15 protein-coding genes are annotated in these 18,754 nt (G+C 41.9%); 6 read left to right on the top strand and 9 right to left on the bottom strand.

All coding sequences use genetic code 11. The annotated features are described in order from the left end of the window. Nucleotides 1–2 precede the first annotated feature (2 nt). The 4 genes from ribH to ACH3Z1_RS11885 form a co-directional block, all read right to left on the bottom strand. Complete coding sequence (gene ribH / locus ACH3Z1_RS11870; RefSeq protein ID WP_490822194.1) at nucleotides 3–494, bottom strand: 6,7-dimethyl-8-ribityllumazine synthase; 492 nt, start codon at nucleotides 492–494, stop codon at nucleotides 3–5. Further along, the gene (locus ACH3Z1_RS11875) at nucleotides 494–1,183 is read right to left on the bottom strand and encodes a YfgM family protein (protein WP_490822195.1); all 690 of its coding nucleotides are present in this window, start codon (nucleotides 1,181–1,183) and stop codon (nucleotides 494–496) included. Before ACH3Z1_RS11875 ends, ribH begins: the two co-directional genes overlap by 1 nt. Before the next feature lie 41 nt (nucleotides 1,184–1,224). Next, a complete protein-coding gene (pdhA, locus tag ACH3Z1_RS11880) occupies nucleotides 1,225–2,220 on the bottom strand; it encodes a pyruvate dehydrogenase (acetyl-transferring) E1 component subunit alpha (protein WP_490822196.1) in 996 nt (331 codons plus the stop codon). A 214-nt stretch (nucleotides 2,221–2,434) separates the two neighbouring features. Continuing rightward, entirely contained in the window at nucleotides 2,435–2,899 is a 465-nt protein-coding gene (locus ACH3Z1_RS11885) for a hypothetical protein (RefSeq protein WP_490822197.1), read from the bottom strand. A gap of 203 nt (nucleotides 2,900–3,102) precedes the next feature. On the opposite strand from ACH3Z1_RS11885, the gene ACH3Z1_RS11890 reads away from it, so the two are divergent. Continuing rightward, complete coding sequence (locus ACH3Z1_RS11890; RefSeq protein WP_490822198.1) at nucleotides 3,103–3,615, top strand: fasciclin domain-containing protein; 513 nt, start codon at nucleotides 3,103–3,105, stop codon at nucleotides 3,613–3,615. A gap of 211 nt (nucleotides 3,616–3,826) precedes the next feature. Here ACH3Z1_RS11890 and pruA read toward each other — a convergent pair whose 3' ends face one another. Further along, nucleotides 3,827–5,458 carry an L-glutamate gamma-semialdehyde dehydrogenase gene (pruA, locus tag ACH3Z1_RS11895; RefSeq protein ID WP_490822199.1) on the bottom strand — a complete coding sequence of 544 codons (1,632 nt, stop codon included), beginning with the start codon at nucleotides 5,456–5,458 and terminating at the stop codon, nucleotides 3,827–3,829. A 543-nt stretch (nucleotides 5,459–6,001) separates the two neighbouring features. On the opposite strand from pruA, the gene ACH3Z1_RS11900 reads away from it, so the two are divergent. Together ACH3Z1_RS11900 and ACH3Z1_RS11905 are read left to right on the top strand one after the other, a co-directional pair. Continuing rightward, the gene (locus ACH3Z1_RS11900; protein ID WP_490822200.1) at nucleotides 6,002–6,370 is read left to right on the top strand and encodes a hypothetical protein; all 369 of its coding nucleotides are present in this window, start codon (nucleotides 6,002–6,004) and stop codon (nucleotides 6,368–6,370) included. A gap of 259 nt (nucleotides 6,371–6,629) precedes the next feature. Then, nucleotides 6,630–7,505 carry a sulfurtransferase gene (locus ACH3Z1_RS11905; protein ID WP_490822201.1) on the top strand — a complete coding sequence of 292 codons (876 nt, stop codon included), beginning with the start codon at nucleotides 6,630–6,632 and terminating at the stop codon, nucleotides 7,503–7,505. Nucleotides 7,506–7,556: 51 nt separating this feature from the next. Here the strand turns inward: ACH3Z1_RS11905 and ACH3Z1_RS11910 are convergent, their stop codons facing one another. Beyond that, on the bottom strand, nucleotides 7,557–10,358 hold the full coding sequence (locus tag ACH3Z1_RS11910; RefSeq protein WP_490822202.1) for a M16 family metallopeptidase: 2,802 nt from the start codon (nucleotides 10,356–10,358) through the stop codon (nucleotides 7,557–7,559). Between the two features lie 210 nt (nucleotides 10,359–10,568). Next, nucleotides 10,569–11,648 carry a tryptophan 2,3-dioxygenase family protein gene (locus ACH3Z1_RS11915; protein ID WP_490822203.1) on the bottom strand — a complete coding sequence of 360 codons (1,080 nt, stop codon included), beginning with the start codon at nucleotides 11,646–11,648 and terminating at the stop codon, nucleotides 10,569–10,571. Nucleotides 11,649–11,793: 145 nt separating this feature from the next. On the opposite strand from ACH3Z1_RS11915, the gene pyrF reads away from it, so the two are divergent. Both pyrF and ACH3Z1_RS11925 read left to right on the top strand, forming a co-directional pair. Further along, nucleotides 11,794–12,606: an orotidine-5'-phosphate decarboxylase gene (gene pyrF, locus ACH3Z1_RS11920; protein ID WP_490822204.1), complete on the top strand. Its 813-nt coding sequence runs from the start codon at nucleotides 11,794–11,796 to the stop codon at nucleotides 12,604–12,606. A gap of 140 nt (nucleotides 12,607–12,746) precedes the next feature. Further along, a complete protein-coding gene (locus ACH3Z1_RS11925) occupies nucleotides 12,747–13,676 on the top strand; it encodes a metallophosphoesterase family protein (protein ID WP_490822205.1) in 930 nt (309 codons plus the stop codon). 95 nt (nucleotides 13,677–13,771) lie between these two features. Here ACH3Z1_RS11925 and ACH3Z1_RS11930 read toward each other — a convergent pair whose 3' ends face one another. Continuing rightward, nucleotides 13,772–14,380: an SGNH/GDSL hydrolase family protein gene (locus tag ACH3Z1_RS11930; protein ID WP_490822206.1), complete on the bottom strand. Its 609-nt coding sequence runs from the start codon at nucleotides 14,378–14,380 to the stop codon at nucleotides 13,772–13,774. Nucleotides 14,381–14,467: 87 nt separating this feature from the next. Continuing rightward, a complete protein-coding gene (gene kynU / locus ACH3Z1_RS11935) occupies nucleotides 14,468–15,730 on the bottom strand; it encodes a kynureninase (protein WP_490822207.1) in 1,263 nt (420 codons plus the stop codon). A gap of 259 nt (nucleotides 15,731–15,989) precedes the next feature. Here kynU and ACH3Z1_RS11940 point away from each other — a divergent pair, with 259 nt between their 5' ends. Then, nucleotides 15,990–18,512 (top strand): S9 family peptidase, encoded by a 2,523-nt coding sequence (locus tag ACH3Z1_RS11940; RefSeq protein ID WP_490822208.1) that lies wholly within the window; start codon nucleotides 15,990–15,992, stop codon nucleotides 18,510–18,512. Nucleotides 18,513–18,754: the final 242 nt, after the last annotated feature.

Raw genomic sequence — 18,754 nt, forward strand, 5'->3', positions numbered from 1 at the left:
TATTATGACTTTCTATTCATCAATTTACGATTCAATGCAATCATTTTTATGGCTGTGATGGCTGCTTCTTCTCCTTTATGCCCATGTTTACCGCCAATTCTTTCAATGGCCTGTTGTTCGTTGTCGACTGTTAGTACACCAAATATAACAGGCACATCCAAAGCAAGGTTGAGTTGCAGTACACCATCGGTAACTGACTGGCATACATAATCGAAATGGGGTGTATCGCCCCTGATCACCGCTCCCAGGGTTATATAGGCATCTGGTGGGGTTTTGCTGTAAGCGTAATGATTCTTTACAGCAAATGGAATTTCAACTGCACCAGGCACCACAATACTTGAAACCCTGATTCCTTGTTCCTTACACACTTTCTTTACCCCTGCTTCCAGTTTATTAATGATATGGGTGTTCCATTCGGTTTTAACGATAACAACAAAGGCATCCTTTAGGGTAGGGATGCCTTTGTTTAATGAAGTATTTCCTTTTGTTGCCATTAGTTAGCTCCCAGGTCGTTTTTTTCAATACTTAAACGATAAATATATCTGTCGGCCTGAAACCCTTTATCGGTTTTAGGGAATTTCTCTTTGATTTCTTTGTAGATGGCCAATGCCTCTTCGTTCTTACCCTTTGTTTCCAACAGCAGGGCTGCGCGGAACAGGTACTCAGCAGAGTTGTTATCATCTTTTTCAAATGTGCTGCCTGCTTTTTTATAGTAGCTGATGGCATCATCTGTTTTGTTCTGCTCTGCATAAGCATCACCCAATGCGCCAAAAGCCAGTAACTGAATCTGTTTGGCATCAGTTGAAAACTCTTTCAGGTATTTTACTGCATTGTTAAAGTCACCCAGTTTCAGGTAGCTTACACCAGCATAAAAATGAGCAAGGTTAGCTGCTTTGGTGCCACCAAAATTTTTGATCACATACAAAGCACCACGACTCTGGCCATCGCCATTTAATACCAGGTTAGCAGAGTCCATACGGAAATACTCTTCTGCCTTGAATAAAGCTTCAGCAGCTTTTTCTTCTTTGGGTTTAACGATGTATTCTTTGTAACCATACCAGCCTGCAAAGCCAATTACTACAACGGCTACAGCGCCAATAATGATTTTTTGGTATTGCTGCCAGAAACCCTGTGCTTTTGCAAGGGCCTGTTGCTCATTCGTCACTTCGTGCTTCTCACTCATGGGAAATTAATTAGTCGAGTTTATGTGTATTGTTTAAAATATTAGTCAACGATAAAAGGATAGTTCTGGTCAATATATACATCTTTCAGTACTTCGCTGTCATCGGGCCATGGACTTTCTTCGGCAAAACGAACGCTTTCTTCTACCACGGCATCAATACGCTTATCAATATCATTCAGGAATTCTTCAGTAGCGAACCCATTTTCCAGGATGGTGTTACGTACCTGGGTAAGTGGATCCTGCTCTTTATATTCATCAACTTCTTCCTTAGAACGGTATTTCTGCGGGTCAGAGATAGAATGTCCCTTGTAACGATAGGTTTTCATTTCCAGCAGGGTTGGACCATCGCCTTGTCTGGCTCTTTTCACAGCTCTTGCCACACCTTCGTGAACAGCTTCTGCAGACATGCCATCAATTTTATCAGCAGGCATATCGTAGGCATCGGCCAGTTTATAGATATCGGTTACGTTACTGGTACGCTCAATCGAAGTACCCATCGCGTAATTATTGTTCTCGCAAATAAAGATCACGGGCAGTTTCCAGGTCATGGCCAGGTTAAAAGTCTCGTGTAACATACCCTGTCTGGCTGCACCGTCACCAAAATAGCAAAGCACCACATTTTGTGATCCCCTGTATTTTTCTGCAAAAGCCAGTCCGGCACCGGTACCTATCTGGGCACCAACGATACCATGTCCACCAAAGAACTTGTGTTCAACACTAAAAAAGTGCATACTTCCACCCTTACCCTTTGCGCAGCCGGTGGCTTTGCCATAGAGTTCGGCCATACAGGCATTGGCGCTCACGCCTTTTGCGAGGGCCAGGCCATGGTCGCGGTAGGCAGTAATGAAAGGATCATCCTGTTGGGTAGCGGTCATACATCCGGCGGCAATAGCTTCCTGACCCACATAGGCATGGAAGAAACCGCGGATTTTACCCGCCATTTTATACATTTCCTCGGCTTTCAGTTCGAACTGGCGGATAAGCTGCATCAGCTCATACCAATAGAGATAAGTTTCTTTAGAAAATTTGGTTGGCACTTGGTCAAATTTTGAGCAGCAAATATAGGGGTTATGTGGCAAAAATGAGTTGACCCGCCGGAAAGGGGAATGAAACAGAGAAATAAGGAATATGGAATAAGGAATGAGTAAGTGAATGACCATGTTTGTAACTGTTCCGGCACTCTCAAGGAATGAAATTTGCCTTATCATCCATCTTTCGGTCTTCCCGACTCCCGGCTTTCTGACTAATACATTACGCCATCTCCACTACCCAATCCATCTTCGGCAGGGGCACCGATTCAATCAACTGGTCTTCCAGTAATTGTGCAAAGGTTTCGAAATAGAGGATGACATCTTCGCGTTCATTGCGTTTGAGCCAACGGAAGCCACCGGGAAGGGCATTGAGTACCTGGCGATCGTCGAGATATTCAAGGTGGTGAATATCTGTTGGGGTGAGACCTGCATCCTGTAATTTCTTCAGTAACAGGCTTACCGGTGCATTGGTAATACCGCAATAGTCTTCTGCCAGTTCGGTCCATTCGCCAATACCTGAATGTGCATAGGTGAGTATTTCTTCTTTTGATAAATCGGTGATTACCTGTAAAAGGTTACCGCAATTGCAGGAACCATGGTTGCCCCATGCATAGGGGGCGCCATTCCTTAAACGTGTAGCAGTTTCGCGAAGAGATGCGATCAGTTCAATATTCGGATATGCCATAGCGATACTTTATTGCATGATAACAAATTTACAAACGATTGGTTTTCCATGTCAACACTTTCCGTACACACATTAGTTGTGTTGAATGGTTTTTCCTGCAGTTGCCCGATCTCTTAAACGACACTGTTAAAAAAATAAAAAAGAAAAAAAGAAACGAACTGTTTAAGGCACACACATGTATTAATGGTACAAAAACATAAAAAATGAAAATGAAATTTTTCTCTTTTGCCATCGCATTGCTGATGGGTGCATTTGTAACCGTATCTGCCCAGAAAACAGTAGTTGATGTAGCCGTTGGTTCAAAAGCACATACCACACTGGTTGCTGCAGTGAAAGCTGCCGGACTGGTTGAAACCTTACAGGGTGCTGGTCCGTTTACTGTCTTCGCACCGGTAAATGACGCATTCGGTAAACTGCCCGCAGGAACAGTAGAGACGCTGTTAAAGCCTGAGAACAAAGCACAGTTAACCAAAGTGCTTACTTACCATGTTGTAGCAGGAAACCTCGATGCTGCTGCCGTTGTAAAAGCGATCCAGGACGGAAAAGGAAAAGCGGTTGTAAAAACGGTAAGTGGTGGTTCTTTAACTGCTTCACTGAAAGACGGTAAAGTAATTCTTACAGATGAAAACGGGGGTGTTGCAACTGTAACAGCCACAGACCTGAAAGCAGGTAATGGCGTGATTCATGTGATTGATGGAGTGGTGTTACCGAAATAGAAATATGAAATAAGTAATAAGGAATAGAAAGGGATTGATTAGTAGATGATGCAAGGTTTAATATTCTGATTTTTGATTTCTCATGTGCATGAAAAAGCCTCCATCTGGAGGCTTTTTCAATGTCGGAAAGTGAAGATTTCAGAATAGGTGGGTTCTAACCCATTAAAACCCTTCCTGATTCCTTATTTCATGTTTCTTATTTCCTATTCTCCTACGCTTCATTCATAAACGGATACTTATAATCCACCGGTGGGTTATAGGTTTCCTTGATGGTTCGGGCGCTTAACCAGCGGAAGAGGTTGAGCATGCTGCCGGCTTTATCATTGGTTCCGGAAGCACGGGCACCACCAAACGGTTGCTGTCCTACAACGGCACCTGTTGGTTTATCGTTGATGTAGAAGTTACCAGCCGCATTACGCAGTTTGTTGGTAGCCAGTTCAACTGCAGCTCTGTCTTGCGAAAGAACGGCACCTGTTAAGGCATACGATGAAGTATTGTTTACCAGATCAAGTGCTTTTTCAAATTCACCGGCTTTATATGTGTAGATGGTAAGAACCGGTCCAAAGATTTCTTCACACATGGTTCTGTATTTCGGATCGCTGGTTTCGATAACCGTAGGTTCAATAAAATAACCTTCTTTCTTGCTGTAGTTACCGCCGGCAATGATTTTGGCTTTTTTATCTTTTTTAGCACCATCAATGTATTTTGTAATACTGTTGAATGCTTTTTCATCGATCACTGCGTTGATGAAGTTGGTGAAGTCTTCTACTGTACCCATTTTCATGGTTTTCAGTGTGGTTACCAGCTTCTGTTTTACTTCAGCAGCGATATTGTCGGGCAGGTAAGCACGTGAAGCTGCCGAACATTTTTGTCCCTGGTATTCAAAAGCACCACGGGCCAATGCTGTTACGACTGCATCTACATTAGCACTTGAATGTGCAATTACAAAATCCTTACCACCTGTTTCGCCCACAATACGAGGATAAGAACGGTATTTGGCAATATTCTCGCCAATCACTTTCCACATATTATTGAATACACCTGTAGAACCAGTGAAGTGAACACCAGCGAATTCATGGTGATTGAAACATACTTTACCAATAGTAGGGCCATCAACATAAATCAGGTTGATCACGCCATCCGGTAAACCAGCTTCTTTCAGGATGCGCATAAACAATTGAGCAGAATATATCTGTGTATTGGCAGGCTTCCAAACCACCACATTACCACACATAGCGGCAGAAGTAGGGAGGTTACCACCGATAGCAGTAAAGTTAAACGGTGTTACAGCCAGTACAAAACCTTCCAGTGCTCTCCATTCCATACGGTTATGCATGCCGGGAGCAGAAACGGGCTGTTGCTTATAGATTTCACTTAAGAAGTGCACATTGAAACGTAAGAAGTCAATCAGTTCACAGGTACTGTCGATCTCAGACTGGTAAGCATTTTTGCTTTGTCCGAGCATGGTACTGGCATTCATCGTGTAGCGATACTTGGTGGCCAGCAGGTCTGCAGCTTTTAAAAAGATATGTGCCCTGTTTTCCCAGCTCATGGCAGCCCATGCATCTTTGGCTTTTAAAGCCGCATCAATGGCCTGGTTTACATGTTTTTCTTCACCTGCATGGAAATATCCCAGGGTATGTTTGATTTCATGTGGGGGATGAATGGCCACTTTATTACCCGTCTTCACTGCTTTACCACCGATATACATCGGTATATCAATTTCCTTCTTTTTCAGATCGGCGATTGCTTTTTTTAATGCTGCTTTTTCCGGGGTACCGGGAGCATAACTATTAACGGGCTCGTTGGCCGGAATAGGATAGGAGAAAGTACCAAAGCTCATGTTTCTTGATTTTGAAGGTGCAAGGTAGGAAATAAGGAATAAAGAATATGAAATCCGGCATCAGGGGGAATAAGGTAATATCCTAAAGGATTTTCACTACGAGAATACACTTTTATGTAATAGTCAGCCCCCTGATATTTATTACATTTTGCGATTATAATGAGTCAGGTGTGAAAATCAATCAATCAAAACAAAGAGCAGGGATCAGGCTAACACAAAACCTATTTCGAAATACTTTAGCGCAGCTTTTCACATGTATTATTCACCTCTTTCTTGGGTAACAGTTCTGTTGATGTAAAAAAACGAATCGCGTTACCAATGATAATTCTATTTACTATGATTGTTTTGGAAATTTTGAAAAGCAGTCCTCACCGATGATTTGATACTCAATCCCCACTTATAAGCCTAAAAAAGAAATTGGTTCATTTCGATTATGTAAATATTCGACAATGCTGAATTGCCTGTTCACCGTGAATACTGTTTTATGTTGCTTTCACTCAGCAAATGAAATAACTTTCTATTTCATCAAATAAATCAAACAGTATGAAAAAGTTATTATTTCTAACCTTAATCTTTGGCGCCATTATCTCAACCAGTGCCTACGCACAACCAGCAGCCGATCCTCTCACTGTACTGCAACAGATGAAAGAAAAGCAAAAGCCGGGATTGATCGAGAAAGTAGGGCTCACGGAAGCACAGGCTGAAAAAGTCATCGAAATCAATTATGAAACCCGCATGCAGGCAGCCCGTGAATTAAAAGATTTGAATGAGGCTGACCGCACAAAAAAACTTGCCGACCTAAAGGCGGAGAAAGAAAAAAAGTTTCTTGCATTTCTGAAACCTGAGCAAATAAAAGCAATGAATGAATATTATGAAGAAATGGGAAAGAGGATGCAAAAACCCAAGAACTAAACCTTCCAGATGATTGAAAAGCTGCTGAAAAGCAGCTTTTTTTGTATCCATACAATTCCATTTCAGGTTATTAAGTGCGAAAGAAAAGAGGGAACAGTTATTTCAAAATCATGTAACAACATTTTGGTAAACACCCTTGAGACAAAAACAAAAATCAATTAGCCCCTCTTTGTGAATCAGTGTATCTTTTCACCTTTCAACATTTTTAACAGCAGTATTTCGAAGTTGTTGATTAGTTTAAATACCTAAAACTCAACCTATGCGCTACCTGTTATTGTCTATCATAATTGTTATTTTATCAACAGATACCCAGGCACAATCGAACCCTGTATTGGTTACACCCGCCTGGCTGCAGGAACATAAACAGGAAAAAAATCTGGTGATACTGCAAAGCAATTTCCTGCGTCTCGATTTTGAAAGGGAGCATATTCCCGGGGCGCGTTTTTTATGGCCCGACTGGCTGGGGGCTCATTCACCGGAAGGAAATTTTAATGCTCCCGATCTGGCTTCCGCAAAGAAAACATTACAGTCGCTGGGCATCAACCAAAATTCACAAATTGTCCTCGTATATACAAGAACCGATCTAACCGTAACAGCCCGTATGTTTCTGACATTGGAACACCTGGGTTTATATGGAAAAGTGAGCTTACTGGATGGCGGACTGGAAGAATGGAAAAAAGCCGGACTCTCTGTAGAAAGCGGAACATCTCCAATGGTAGCAAAGGGAAATATAGAACCTAAATACCAGCAATTACTGGTGGATAAAAATTATGTACAACAGGCACTAACCGCTACCGGTAAAATGGTAATTGATGCGAGACTGAAAAGATTTTATGATGGTGATGTAACAGGCAATCCCCGTGATGGACATATTACCGGGGCATTCAACCTGCCTTACCCCGACTTAATTGATAGCACAACAAAGTTTAAACCTGTGCAACAACTCAGTAATTATTTTAATGCAGTGAACAGGGATAAACAGAGAGAAATGATCGGGTATTGTTTTATCGGACAAACAGCCAGTGTGCTTTACCTGGCTGGAAGGGTATTGGGCTATCCTATGAAGATTTACGACGGCTCTTTACAGGAGTGGAGCCGTTTACCCGAACTCCCCATGGAGAAAACACGTCAATAAAAAAAACGTCTCTGCATAAACAGAGACGTTTTTTTTATTGCTCAGTTACAATTATTGTTGTTCAGGCAACATAATGAGTTTTACCATGTTGTTTTCATTGAACAGGCGGTTAGCCAGTTCTTTGGTTTTATCTACTGTAAGCAGTTTTATTTTATCGGCTGCTTTCAATATCTCTGTAGGGTCAGTACCACGGAAGAAATGCTGTTCAAGTCTGAAACGCCAGTAATTGTTTTCTTTTATGTCATTTTCCAGGCTTCTTGTTTGTTCTGCCATTACTTTTTCAATATTCACCGCTGGTACGCCATTGGCTTTTGTGGCTTTAATTTCTTCCATCACCAGATCCACCAATTTGTCAACATTCTCAGGGGCACAGCCAAACTGAATACTGATACTGTAACTTTTTACCGGTTCACGGCTAAAGCCCCCGCTTACGCCAACACCATAAACACCACCTGCATCTTCTCTTAAAACCTCTCTCAGTTTAATAGACAGGGCTTTGGTAAGTTGACCCAACTGCACTTCATCCATTTCGTTGATATCGTTTACCTCTCCGGTAAAGAATAAACGTACATTGGCCTTGGCTTCCTTACCTTTTCTGAATGTTTTATTTACTATGCCTTTAGGATAACGGATGCCTACATCTTTCCAGCTTTCTTTTTTATCGGATGAGGGGAGTGATGCAATATATTTCTCCACCAGCACTTTCATGCTATCGAGGTTGAAATTGCCCACAAAAGTGAAGACAAACTGTCCGCCATTACTGAAACGTTCTTTGTAAATGTCAAAGGCACGATCCAGTTCAAGTTGACCGATGGTTTCAACAGAGAAAGGTTTTCTGCGGGGATGATAATTACCCATGATATAGTTTACTGAATCGCCGAACACAGATGCTGGATCCTTATCCTTATTCACCATCTGTACCTGCATCTGTTGTTTCAGTACTTCAAACATATTGGCATCTTTTCTGGGGGCGACGAAATAGCCATGTAATAATTGTAAAGCAGTTTCAAGGTCTTTCGTAGTGCTGCTGCCATTCAGCCCCTGCATGTAATTGGCTACAGATGGCGATACATAACAATTTTTACCCGCCATTTCTTTTTGCAGACTTTGGATGTCCAGATCACCCACACCGCCAAACAAGGCAACGGTAGAGGCAGTAGAGGCATTCACAAAATCTTTATCGCTGTACAAAGAGGTACCACCCCAACTGATGGCAGAAAACTGTACATCGTCATTTTTAAATGTGGTAGGTTTCAGTATGACTTTTGCTCCATTGGAAAGTGTCCATTCTGTCGTTTCAATCGATGGATATTTTTTCTCATTTACCACTTTACCTGCTACAGGCTGTACCGGAAGAATAGCACCCGCCATAACTTTATCTTCATATGGCTGTAGTTTGCCAACAGGCTTATTGAGCAATGCAGTTACCTGCGCAGAAGTTAGCATATCGGCTTTTTCTTTTTCAGGCGATGTGATCACAACCGATCTGTTCTGGGTACTGATCCATTGTTTAATCAGTGCATTTACTTCAGCCAGTTGAATGGTAGGCAGGTATTTCTGGTGCATTTCAAATTCTTTCTCGATACCGGGAATGGATTCACCTTTCAGGTAATTCCTGATATATTCCTGCAGAAGTTCTATCGATTTGGTTTTGTCTTTTTCATTGTATGCATTTTCCAGTCTCGACATAGTTGATTTAACAGCACGGTCGAGTTCACTCTGTACAAAACCAAATTGTTTTACTCTTTCATTTTCTCTCAGTAATGTTTCAACAGATGCAGAAATCTCTTTAGCTGTCTTGGCAACAGCCACTAAACTGAAAGCATCTTTATCACCTATAAAGGAGCCATAACTGCTGCTGCCAAACAGAAAAGGCGCTTCAGGTTTCTGGGCAATCTCTTCGAGGCGACTACTCATCATCTGGTTAAATAATCCGCGTACAATGCTTGCACGGTATTCTTTTTCAGTTTTAGACTGGGGTATTTCAGGTCTGAGATAGTATACCTGTACCACATTATAGGGCTGTTCAGGATCGGTAAGAATAGATGTTCGTGTTTCAGGAAAAGCAGGTACACCAAACTTTGTTCTCGAACGGGGTGTTTTTGCAGCAGGAATTTTTCCGAAATGATCACGGATCATCTGTTCTGTCTCGGCAATATCAATATCGCCGACTACAATCACCGCCTGCAAATCGGGACGGTACCAGTCTTTGTAAAATTTGGTAAGCTGACTATATGGTGATTTCTCAATGCTTTGTTTGGTGCCGATAGGGATACGTTTGGCATACTGAGAGCCTTTCAGGATAACCGGAAAATATTTATCACGCATACGTGCATCGGCGCCACGACCCAGTCTCCATTCTTCTACAATTACACCTCGCTCTTTATCAATTTCAACGGGTTCAAAACTTACCTGGTGTGCCCAGTCTTCCAGTATCTGCATGGCTTTTTTAAACACCTGCATACTATCTGTGGGAACCTGTAATTCATATACGGTTTCGTCAAAACTGGTATAAGCATTCAGGTCGGCGCCAAAGTTTACACCACTTTTTTCAAGAAAGTCTACCAGTTCCTGTTTTTTGAAATTTTTGGTTCCATTAAAAGCCATATGCTCCACAAAGTGGGCCAGGCCTAATTGCTGATCTGATTCAAGAATGGAACCGGCATTCACTACCAGTCTTAATTCTGCCCTGTTTTTGGGCTCTATATTTTTTCTGATGTAGTAGGTAAGGCCATTGCTGAGTTTGCCAATTTTTACTTTGGGATCAATACCCAGTTTCTGATCCAATCCATTTTGTGCATGGACATAAGCCACCACAAATAACAAAAGCAGGAGTTGTTTAATACGCAACATGACAAGGTTTTAAAATGAACGATTCAATGCTTATATAGATCCGCTGTGAAAGCGGGTGGGGGATGTACTAAATTACAGAATTTTAGTAATACTAATTTGGAAATGTGCTGATTTGAAAATTTGGAAATGGGGAATCTGGGATTTGTGATACTTCAATTAATTAAGCACCCTCATTTCCAAATTTCCAAATTAGCTAATTTTCAAATTCTCCTAAAGCTGAAATCCCAAATTCCGAATCAACGAATCCGGTAAAGCGGGTAGTTTTCTTCTTTCAATGAGATAGGTAGACAATCCTGAAATATCCCTGTACACAAAATGTTTACTCATGGCGCCTTCCAGATAGCCGGCTCCGGAAGTATTGCCTGTTCCTACACGCATGCCAATCATGCGGCGAACCATTACCAAGTGTTTGTGTCGCCAGCTACTCATAAGGTGGTCAATTTCTATCAAGGCATCCAATACCTGGTAAGAAGTCTGGAATAAGGGGAAGTCACGATAGAGCATAATGAATAATGCAGAGCGCAGTGCGGTGGGAGAGAACAGTGTTTTCATAGTGGCAGTTTGTTCTTCTGTATAGTGCGCCGGTTTTTCTTCAAAAAAAACAAGGTCAAAATCATGGATCTTATTCTTCTCTCTTTCCGTTAAACCCGCTTCATAAATAGCTCGGTAATCGTTCCAGAAAGGATGATGTTTACCTGTTCCAGAAGACTGATAATCCTTCCAGAAATCTTCTCTGAAAAAAGGGATCCGTTCCAGCCATTTATTTACCAGTTCCAATAAATTGTGTCCATCTTCCACTGCATTAATATGCTGATAATCCTCTTTGCTAAAACCACCTTCATTGGTTCTTTTGTAATAGTCTTTATGATGACGATGATCCAGTTCCAGCCCCAGTCTTGCTTCCAGTAACCTGAACTGTTTACTCTGGAAACCCGATGACGGAGTGAGCAGGTTACGAAACTCCAGGAAATCAAGTGGTGTCATGGTATCCAGGACTTCCACCTGTTTATTCAGTAGCTGAAGAATATGAATGATCCGGTGCAGTCTGTGACGTACCAGGTTCATGTCTTCGGAATTGTCATTGATTTTTTCTTTGCTGAAAACGCCGGTTATATAGTCCAGTTCAAACAAAATCTGTTTAAACCATAATTCATAAGCCTGGTGAATAATGATAAATAACATTTCATCATGTGCCGGTTCATTACCCGGCTCAAAACTTACCGGATGCTGTGCATCCAACACCTTATCCAGTCCGAGATAAGTACCGTAATACATAGGATTTTTTTCCATAGATGGTAAAGGTAGCAGAGAAATAAGAAATAATGAATAAGGAATAAGAAATGAGAAAGTGAAGAAGAATACAATTTATGTTGATACTTACTTCCTGATTTCTGATTTCTTATTCCTTATTTCTCTGTTTTCTTACTTTTGCTGCATGACCCGCCAGCAACTCGTTGAACAAATAAAACTGAAAGGATCCTATCTCTGTGTTGGATTGGATACAGACATTGAAAAACTACCGGCGCATTTAAAAGGCCGTTCTGATGCTGTAATCACTTTTAACAAAGCTATTATTGATGCAACGAAGGATCATTGTGTTTCCTATAAAATCAATACAGCATTTTATGAATCACAGGGATTGAAAGGCTGGGAGATCATGGCGGAAACGCTGGCTCATATTCCCCCCACACATTTTACCATTGCTGATGCCAAACGTGGTGATATCGGCAATACATCGGCTCAATATGCCAAAACTTTTTTTGAAGTATTACCATTCGACGCAGTAACGGTTGCGCCTTATATGGGGGAAGACAGTGTACGCCCTTTTCTTGAATACAAGGATAAATGGACCATAGTACTGGGTCTCACATCCAATGCAGGCAGTTTTAATTTCCAGCGATTGCCACTTGCTGAACAAAATGGGAAACAATTATATGAACAGGTGCTCGAAACCACCTGTCAATGGGGAACACCCGATAACCTGATGTTTGTAGTAGGAGCCACCCGGGCAAGTGATCTTGCATATATCCGTGGCATCATACCCAACCACTTCTTACTGGTACCCGGTGTGGGTGCACAGGGAGGTAGTCTGGAAGAAGTGTCTAAATACGGACTCAATAAAGATGCCGGTTTGCTCGTCAATGCCAGCCGCGCCATCATCTTCGCCAGTGGTGGAGAAGATTTTGCAGCAGCAGCAAAAAAAGTGGCTGAATCCTATCAGCAGGAAATGTCGACCTACTTTTTGTAAATGACTCGGCGTTAACTCCCGTTCTTCCTTTCTCCCTGTTCATAACCACTTCGCATTGGTAACCTTACCATAACAATTTTTTTTTAACAGGGAGTAGGGAAGAACGGGAGTTGGTGTAATTTCAGGATTCAATTCAACCCATGAATAGAAGAAAATTTTTGCAGCAGGGTTCTTTATCCGCCGCTGCTGTAGCTGCACTGCCATTGGCCTCTACTGCCGAAATAAATGCGAAACCCTCTTTTCGTGTTGCTTTTATCTCTGATGTACATATCAAAGCAGGAGAAGTGCCCGAGAGGGGCATGCAGCAGGCATTTAAACATGTAAATGCACTCAGGCCATCTGTAGACTTTATCATCAATGGTGGCGATGCCATCATGGATGCCATGAAAGCGACCAAAGCCAAAGTGCAGGAACAATGGGATATCTGGAATAAAATCTTAACTGCAGAAAATAAGCTACCCATTTATCATTGTATCGGTAACCACGATGCCTGGGGCTGGCAGATGACAGAACCGGAAATTAAAAACGATCCTTTATACAACAAAACCTGGGCTGTTCAGCAACACCAGATGCCGGGCAGGTATTATAGCTTCACTAAAAACAACTGGAAATTTATTGTACTCGACAGTGCACATGAAAACAATGGTGGTTATATCGCTAAAATTGATGAGGAACAATGGCAATGGCTCGAAAAAGAACTAACATCAACCGATGCTGAAACACATATCTGTATTGCTTCTCATATACCCATTGTATCGTATGTATCTGGTTTCTTTTTTGATAAAACAGAAGACAACGGCGACAGAAAAATATCAAGGGCATTATTGCATACCGATTCATTTAAACTCACAGAACTTTTCCGCTCCCATAAAAACATCCGCTGCTGTTTAAGCGGACATATTCATTTGCAGGATATGGTTGAATACCGGGGTATTCACTACTACTGTAACGGCGCCATCAGCGGCAACTGGTGGGGTGGTGCATTCAAAGGTTTTGCACCTGCTTATGCAGTATTTGAATTTTTTAAAGACGGAACTGTTAATCGCAGAATGGTAGAGTATACTTATTAATTTGAAAATGCGATAATTTGAAAATTTGAAAATGTTGTATTGCCTTACATCTTTCTGCATCTTCTTCATTTTCAAATTAGCACACTTTCAAATTTTCAAATTGTCTTTTCAATGATAGCTGCAACTTTCTCTGCCCACACAGCGTGTGATTTGGCTGAATAGTGGAGTTGATCGTTTGCTAATAAACTGGTGTCGTTTTTGGCAAGTCTTGTTTGGGGGGTAATATCAATAAAAGTACCGCCAAGTTTTTTTGTGGCTTCTTCACAAACTTTATTGAAAGCATCAATGGCTTCGCTGATGGCTTTGCTGTCTTTGCCTGAAGCAAAAGGGGTAATACCCCAGTCGGGGATAGATAATACGATCACACGCTCTGGTCTGTTACCGGCAAAATGAATGGCTTTTTTGAGCAGGTATTCAAACTCTTCTTTAAAGTCTGATAAGGCCAGACCGCGATATTGGTTATTCACACCAATCAGTAAGCTTACAAAATCGTATTGTTCATTTAATTGGGCATGCAGAATATGATCGGCGAGCTCGAAACTCGTCCAGCCGGTTTTGGCTACTACTTCCGGGGCATGAAAATGCAGTCCTTTTTTTCTCAATAACTGCACTACCTGGTACGGAAACCCTTCATGCAAAGGCACCGATTCTCCAATCGTATACGAATCGCCCAGTGCCAGATAACTAAAATAATGACGAGTCATGGTAGTATTTTTCAGTGTTATTCTGTGTCCTCAGTGGCAATGTAATCCGAAAGACGGAAAGTCCGGAGAGCAAAGCTGCGAAGGAAATCAGAAATTGGTTTTCAAAATTTCATAGAAACGATATACATCTTCAAAACTACAATACATAGGAGCGGGGGCAACACGTATCACACCGGGTTCGCGGTAGTCGACGATGATACCACTGCTGATCATCTTGTCATGAATTTCTTTTCCTCTTTCTTTAAAATACAAACACAATTGCGCACCCCTTTGTTCCGGATCGGCAGGGGTAATAATTTCGAAATTAATATGTTTCAGTTCCTTCAGTAAAAATTCGAGATAAGCTGTCAGATGCACACTTTTTTTACGAAGTCTGTCGATGCCTGCTTCTTCAAATTGTTCAAGGGAAGCTTTTAAACAAACCGTATTAAAAACCTGTGATGTGCTGATATTCCATCCGGTGGCATTTGTTTTCGGGATAAATCCTTTTTCCATTTTAAAACGGGTCTGCTCATCATTACCCCACCAGCCTCCGAGACGAGATGTATGACTATCGCTGGCATGTTTCTCATGCACAAATACCCCACCAATGGCGCCAGGACCTGCATTCAGGTATTTATAACTGCACCATACAGCAAAATCAACATTCCAGTCATGTAACTGCATAGGCACATTACCGGCCACATGCGCCAGGTCGAAACCGGCGATGGCACCAACCGAATGTGCAGTTTTGGTAATGGCAGCTATATCGAATAACTGGCCTGTGTAATAATTAATGCCTCCAAACATCGTGAGGGCAATACTATCACCGTTGTCTTTAATCACCTGAATGATATCTTCTGTTCGTAATAATTTTTCACCGGCCCTGGGGTTTATTTCAATAATGCTTTCATTGGGGTGAAGTCCAAAATGTTTTACCAGTGTTTCAACCGCATATTGGTCGGAAGGAAAGGCCCCTGCTTCCATCACGATTTTATAACGCGAGGAAGTGGGTTTATAAAAACTCAACATAAGCAGGTGCAGGTTAACGGTGAGGGCATTCATCACGGTAACCTCTTCTTCTTTTGCACCCATCATTTTTGCAAGTGTTGGCATACAAAAATTATGGTACCATAACCATGGATTTGTGCCTCCAAAATAGCCACCTACCGCATGTTTGCGCCAGCTTTCCAGTTCAATTTCAATAACGGCAGCGGTATGTCGGGGTTGCAACCCTAATGAGTTACCACAGAAATAGATCACATCTTTTCCGTCTTTCTGGGGAAAATGAAAATCCTTTTTTAAATGCGCCAGTTCATCCTGCTGATCGGCCTTCAATGCATAACTTATATCGGTACTAAAAGCAAACATTTCGTAGAATTTGCCGCTAAAATAACTAATTGGAATGCATTAACTCTGCGAAACCTCGTATTCCCCCATTCCCTGCGGTGAACATCCACCTAATTCACCGCATAGAACGAGAGATAGCTGAGTTTACGCGGGGTTATTGAGCGTCAGACAGGGCCTTAACAGGGATTGAAAAACGGCCTTCACCGAATTTTTATCAAACTCTGTCGGTGAATTGATGGCTTTGGCCTAATTTTCAGACTTCCAAAAACGTAAAAACTGTATGAGAAAATTGACGCTGTTGTCAGTATGCATGCTATTTGCATTTGCTACTATTGCACAACATACCCCCGTTACCAAGGCCAATTATTCGTTGGCTGCCCGTTTCTCTCCAAGAAAACTGGGTAAAATGATCTTCAGCACCAATGTGGATCCACACTGGTTAAAGAACTCCGACAAATTCTGGTACATGTACGAAACCACTGAAGGTAAAAAGTGGTATATCGTAGATCCGGTGAAAGGAGAGAAGAAAGTATTGTTCGACAATGCCGACCTCGCTGCCAAGATTACCCGCATTGTAAAAGATCCTTTTGATGCGCAGAACCTCGGACTGGACAGTATGCGTTTTGTACGCGATGAAAACTGGATCCAGTTTGAAGTGAAAAGTACACAGGATGAAGTAAAAAAAGATACAGCCACTACAGGTCGCAGAGGCGCTGCTGCAGCCGCTGCAACACCTGCTAAAAAAGTATTCTACTTCGAATACAACCTGACCACAGGTGAGCTGATTGAATTACCCGATTTCAAAAAACCAAAAAGAAAACCCAACTGGGCCAATCTTTCTCCTGATGGCAATACCATTGTATTTGGTAAAAACTATAACGTGTACTGGATGGATAAAGCCAACTATGAAAAGGCTTTAAAAAATGAAAACGACTCTACCATCGTAGAATATGCGATTACCAAAGATGGTATTGATGGTTATGGATATTATAATGATGGCAACCTCTCCGGTAGTGGTATGACAGATGATGAGAAAGAGAAAGAAGCCAAAAGGAGAAGACCTGTTTTCGCATTATGGTCGCCCGATTCAAAGTATTTCACACTGCGTCGTGTAGACAACCGCAAAGTGAAAAGTCTGTGGGTGATCAACAGTGTAGCCAACCCACGCCCCACACTCGAAACGTATAAATACTGGATGCCGGGTGAAAAAGAATCACCTGTTGATCATCTTTACCTGGTTGATGTAGCCAGTAAATCGAGTAAAGAACTGAATGTATCAGCTTTCAAGGACCAGACTGTTGGTTCATGGGCTGCTCCTGCGAAAGTGAATACACGTGATGATGACTGGAGACCAAGTATCTGGCTGGGTACCAAAGATAAATTCTATTTTACCCGTACCAGCCGCGACCAGAAACGTATTGATGTATGTGTGGTAGATGTTACCACTGGCGTGGTGAAAACGCTGGTAGAAGAGCGTTTCAATACTTATATCGAAAGTAACCAGATTGCACTGATCAATGGTGGAAAAGAGTTTATTCAGTGGAGTGAGCGCGATGGCTGGGCACATTTTTATCTCTATGATGAAAATGGTAAACTGAAAAACCAGATCACCACCGGCGCCTTCCATTGCGAAGATGTACTGGGTGTGGATGAAACCAAACGTGTATTGTATTTTTCTGCCAATGGTAAAGAAGCAGGAGAAGATCCTTACTACTTACACGCTTACCGTATCAACTTCGATGGCACAGGAATGAAACTGCTGAATGCCGGTGATTTCGATCATGCCATGCGTATGAATGATGGAAACAGTTTCTTTATCGATAATTACTCGCGTGTAAATACTGTACCTAAATCGGTATTGTACAATGCAGATGGTAAAAAAATACTTGACCTTGAAACGGCTGATTTTACTTCACTGTTTGCATCAGGTTATAAGTTCCCTGAAATCTTTAAGGCCAAAGCCGATGATGGTATTACCGATATTTACGGAACCATCTACAAACCTTTTGATTTTGACAGCACAAAGAAATATCCACTGATCGAGTATGTATATCCCGGACCACAAACAGAAGCAGTAAACAAAGCATTTGGCCGTGGTTTCGACAGAACCGATCGTTTGGCACAGATGGGCTTTATTGTGATTACACTCGGCAACCGTGGTGGTCACCCTGCACGCAGTAAATGGTACCACAACTATGGTTATGGTAACCTGCGCGATTATGGTCTGGCCGATAAAAAAGCAGTAGCGGAACAACTGGCCGATCGTTACAAATACATCGACATCAGCCGTGTAGGTATTCATGGTCACTCAGGTGGAGGTTTTATGAGTACGGCTGCCATGCTGGTGTATCCAGATTTCTTTAAAGTAGCTGTATCATCTGCAGGTAACCATGATAACTCAGTATACAACAGATGGTGGAGTGAACAGCACCATGGTGTGAAAGAAGTGGTGAGTGATAAAGGTGATACTTCCTTCCTCTACAGCATTGAAAAGAATCCCGATATCGCCAAAAACCTGAAAGGTAAACTGATGTTATCACATGGTGATATCGATAATAACGTACACCCTGCCAATACCATCCGTATGGCCAATGCACTGATCCGCGCCAACAAACGTTTCGACCTGGTAATATTACCCGGACAGCGTCATGGTTATGGTGATATGACAGAATATTTCTTCTGGAGACAGGCAGACTATTTCGCAGAACACCTGTTAGGCGATAAAACCGGTCGTACTGAAACCGATATTGAAGAAATGAATAAGGAAGTGGAGCAGAATGGAAGAACAGGGAGGAGGAATTAGAAATAAGCAATAAGGAATAAGAAATCAGGAAGTAAGAGACAAGGCACAAAAACAATAGATAGGGAATAGCATGATTTCTATGAGCTGTGGCTCCCGGTGGGGAGCCACAGTTTTTTTTGGGTAGGGGATAGACAGAAAAGTCCGAAGACCGAAAGACCGAAAGCAGGCTTCTATGTGTGTATTTAGCAGTATGTAGAAACCCAATGTACTTCCTCTGTTCCTTATTATTTTTCCCTTTTTTC

Source organism: Sediminibacterium sp. FW305-C-49 (genome assembly GCF_058231085.1).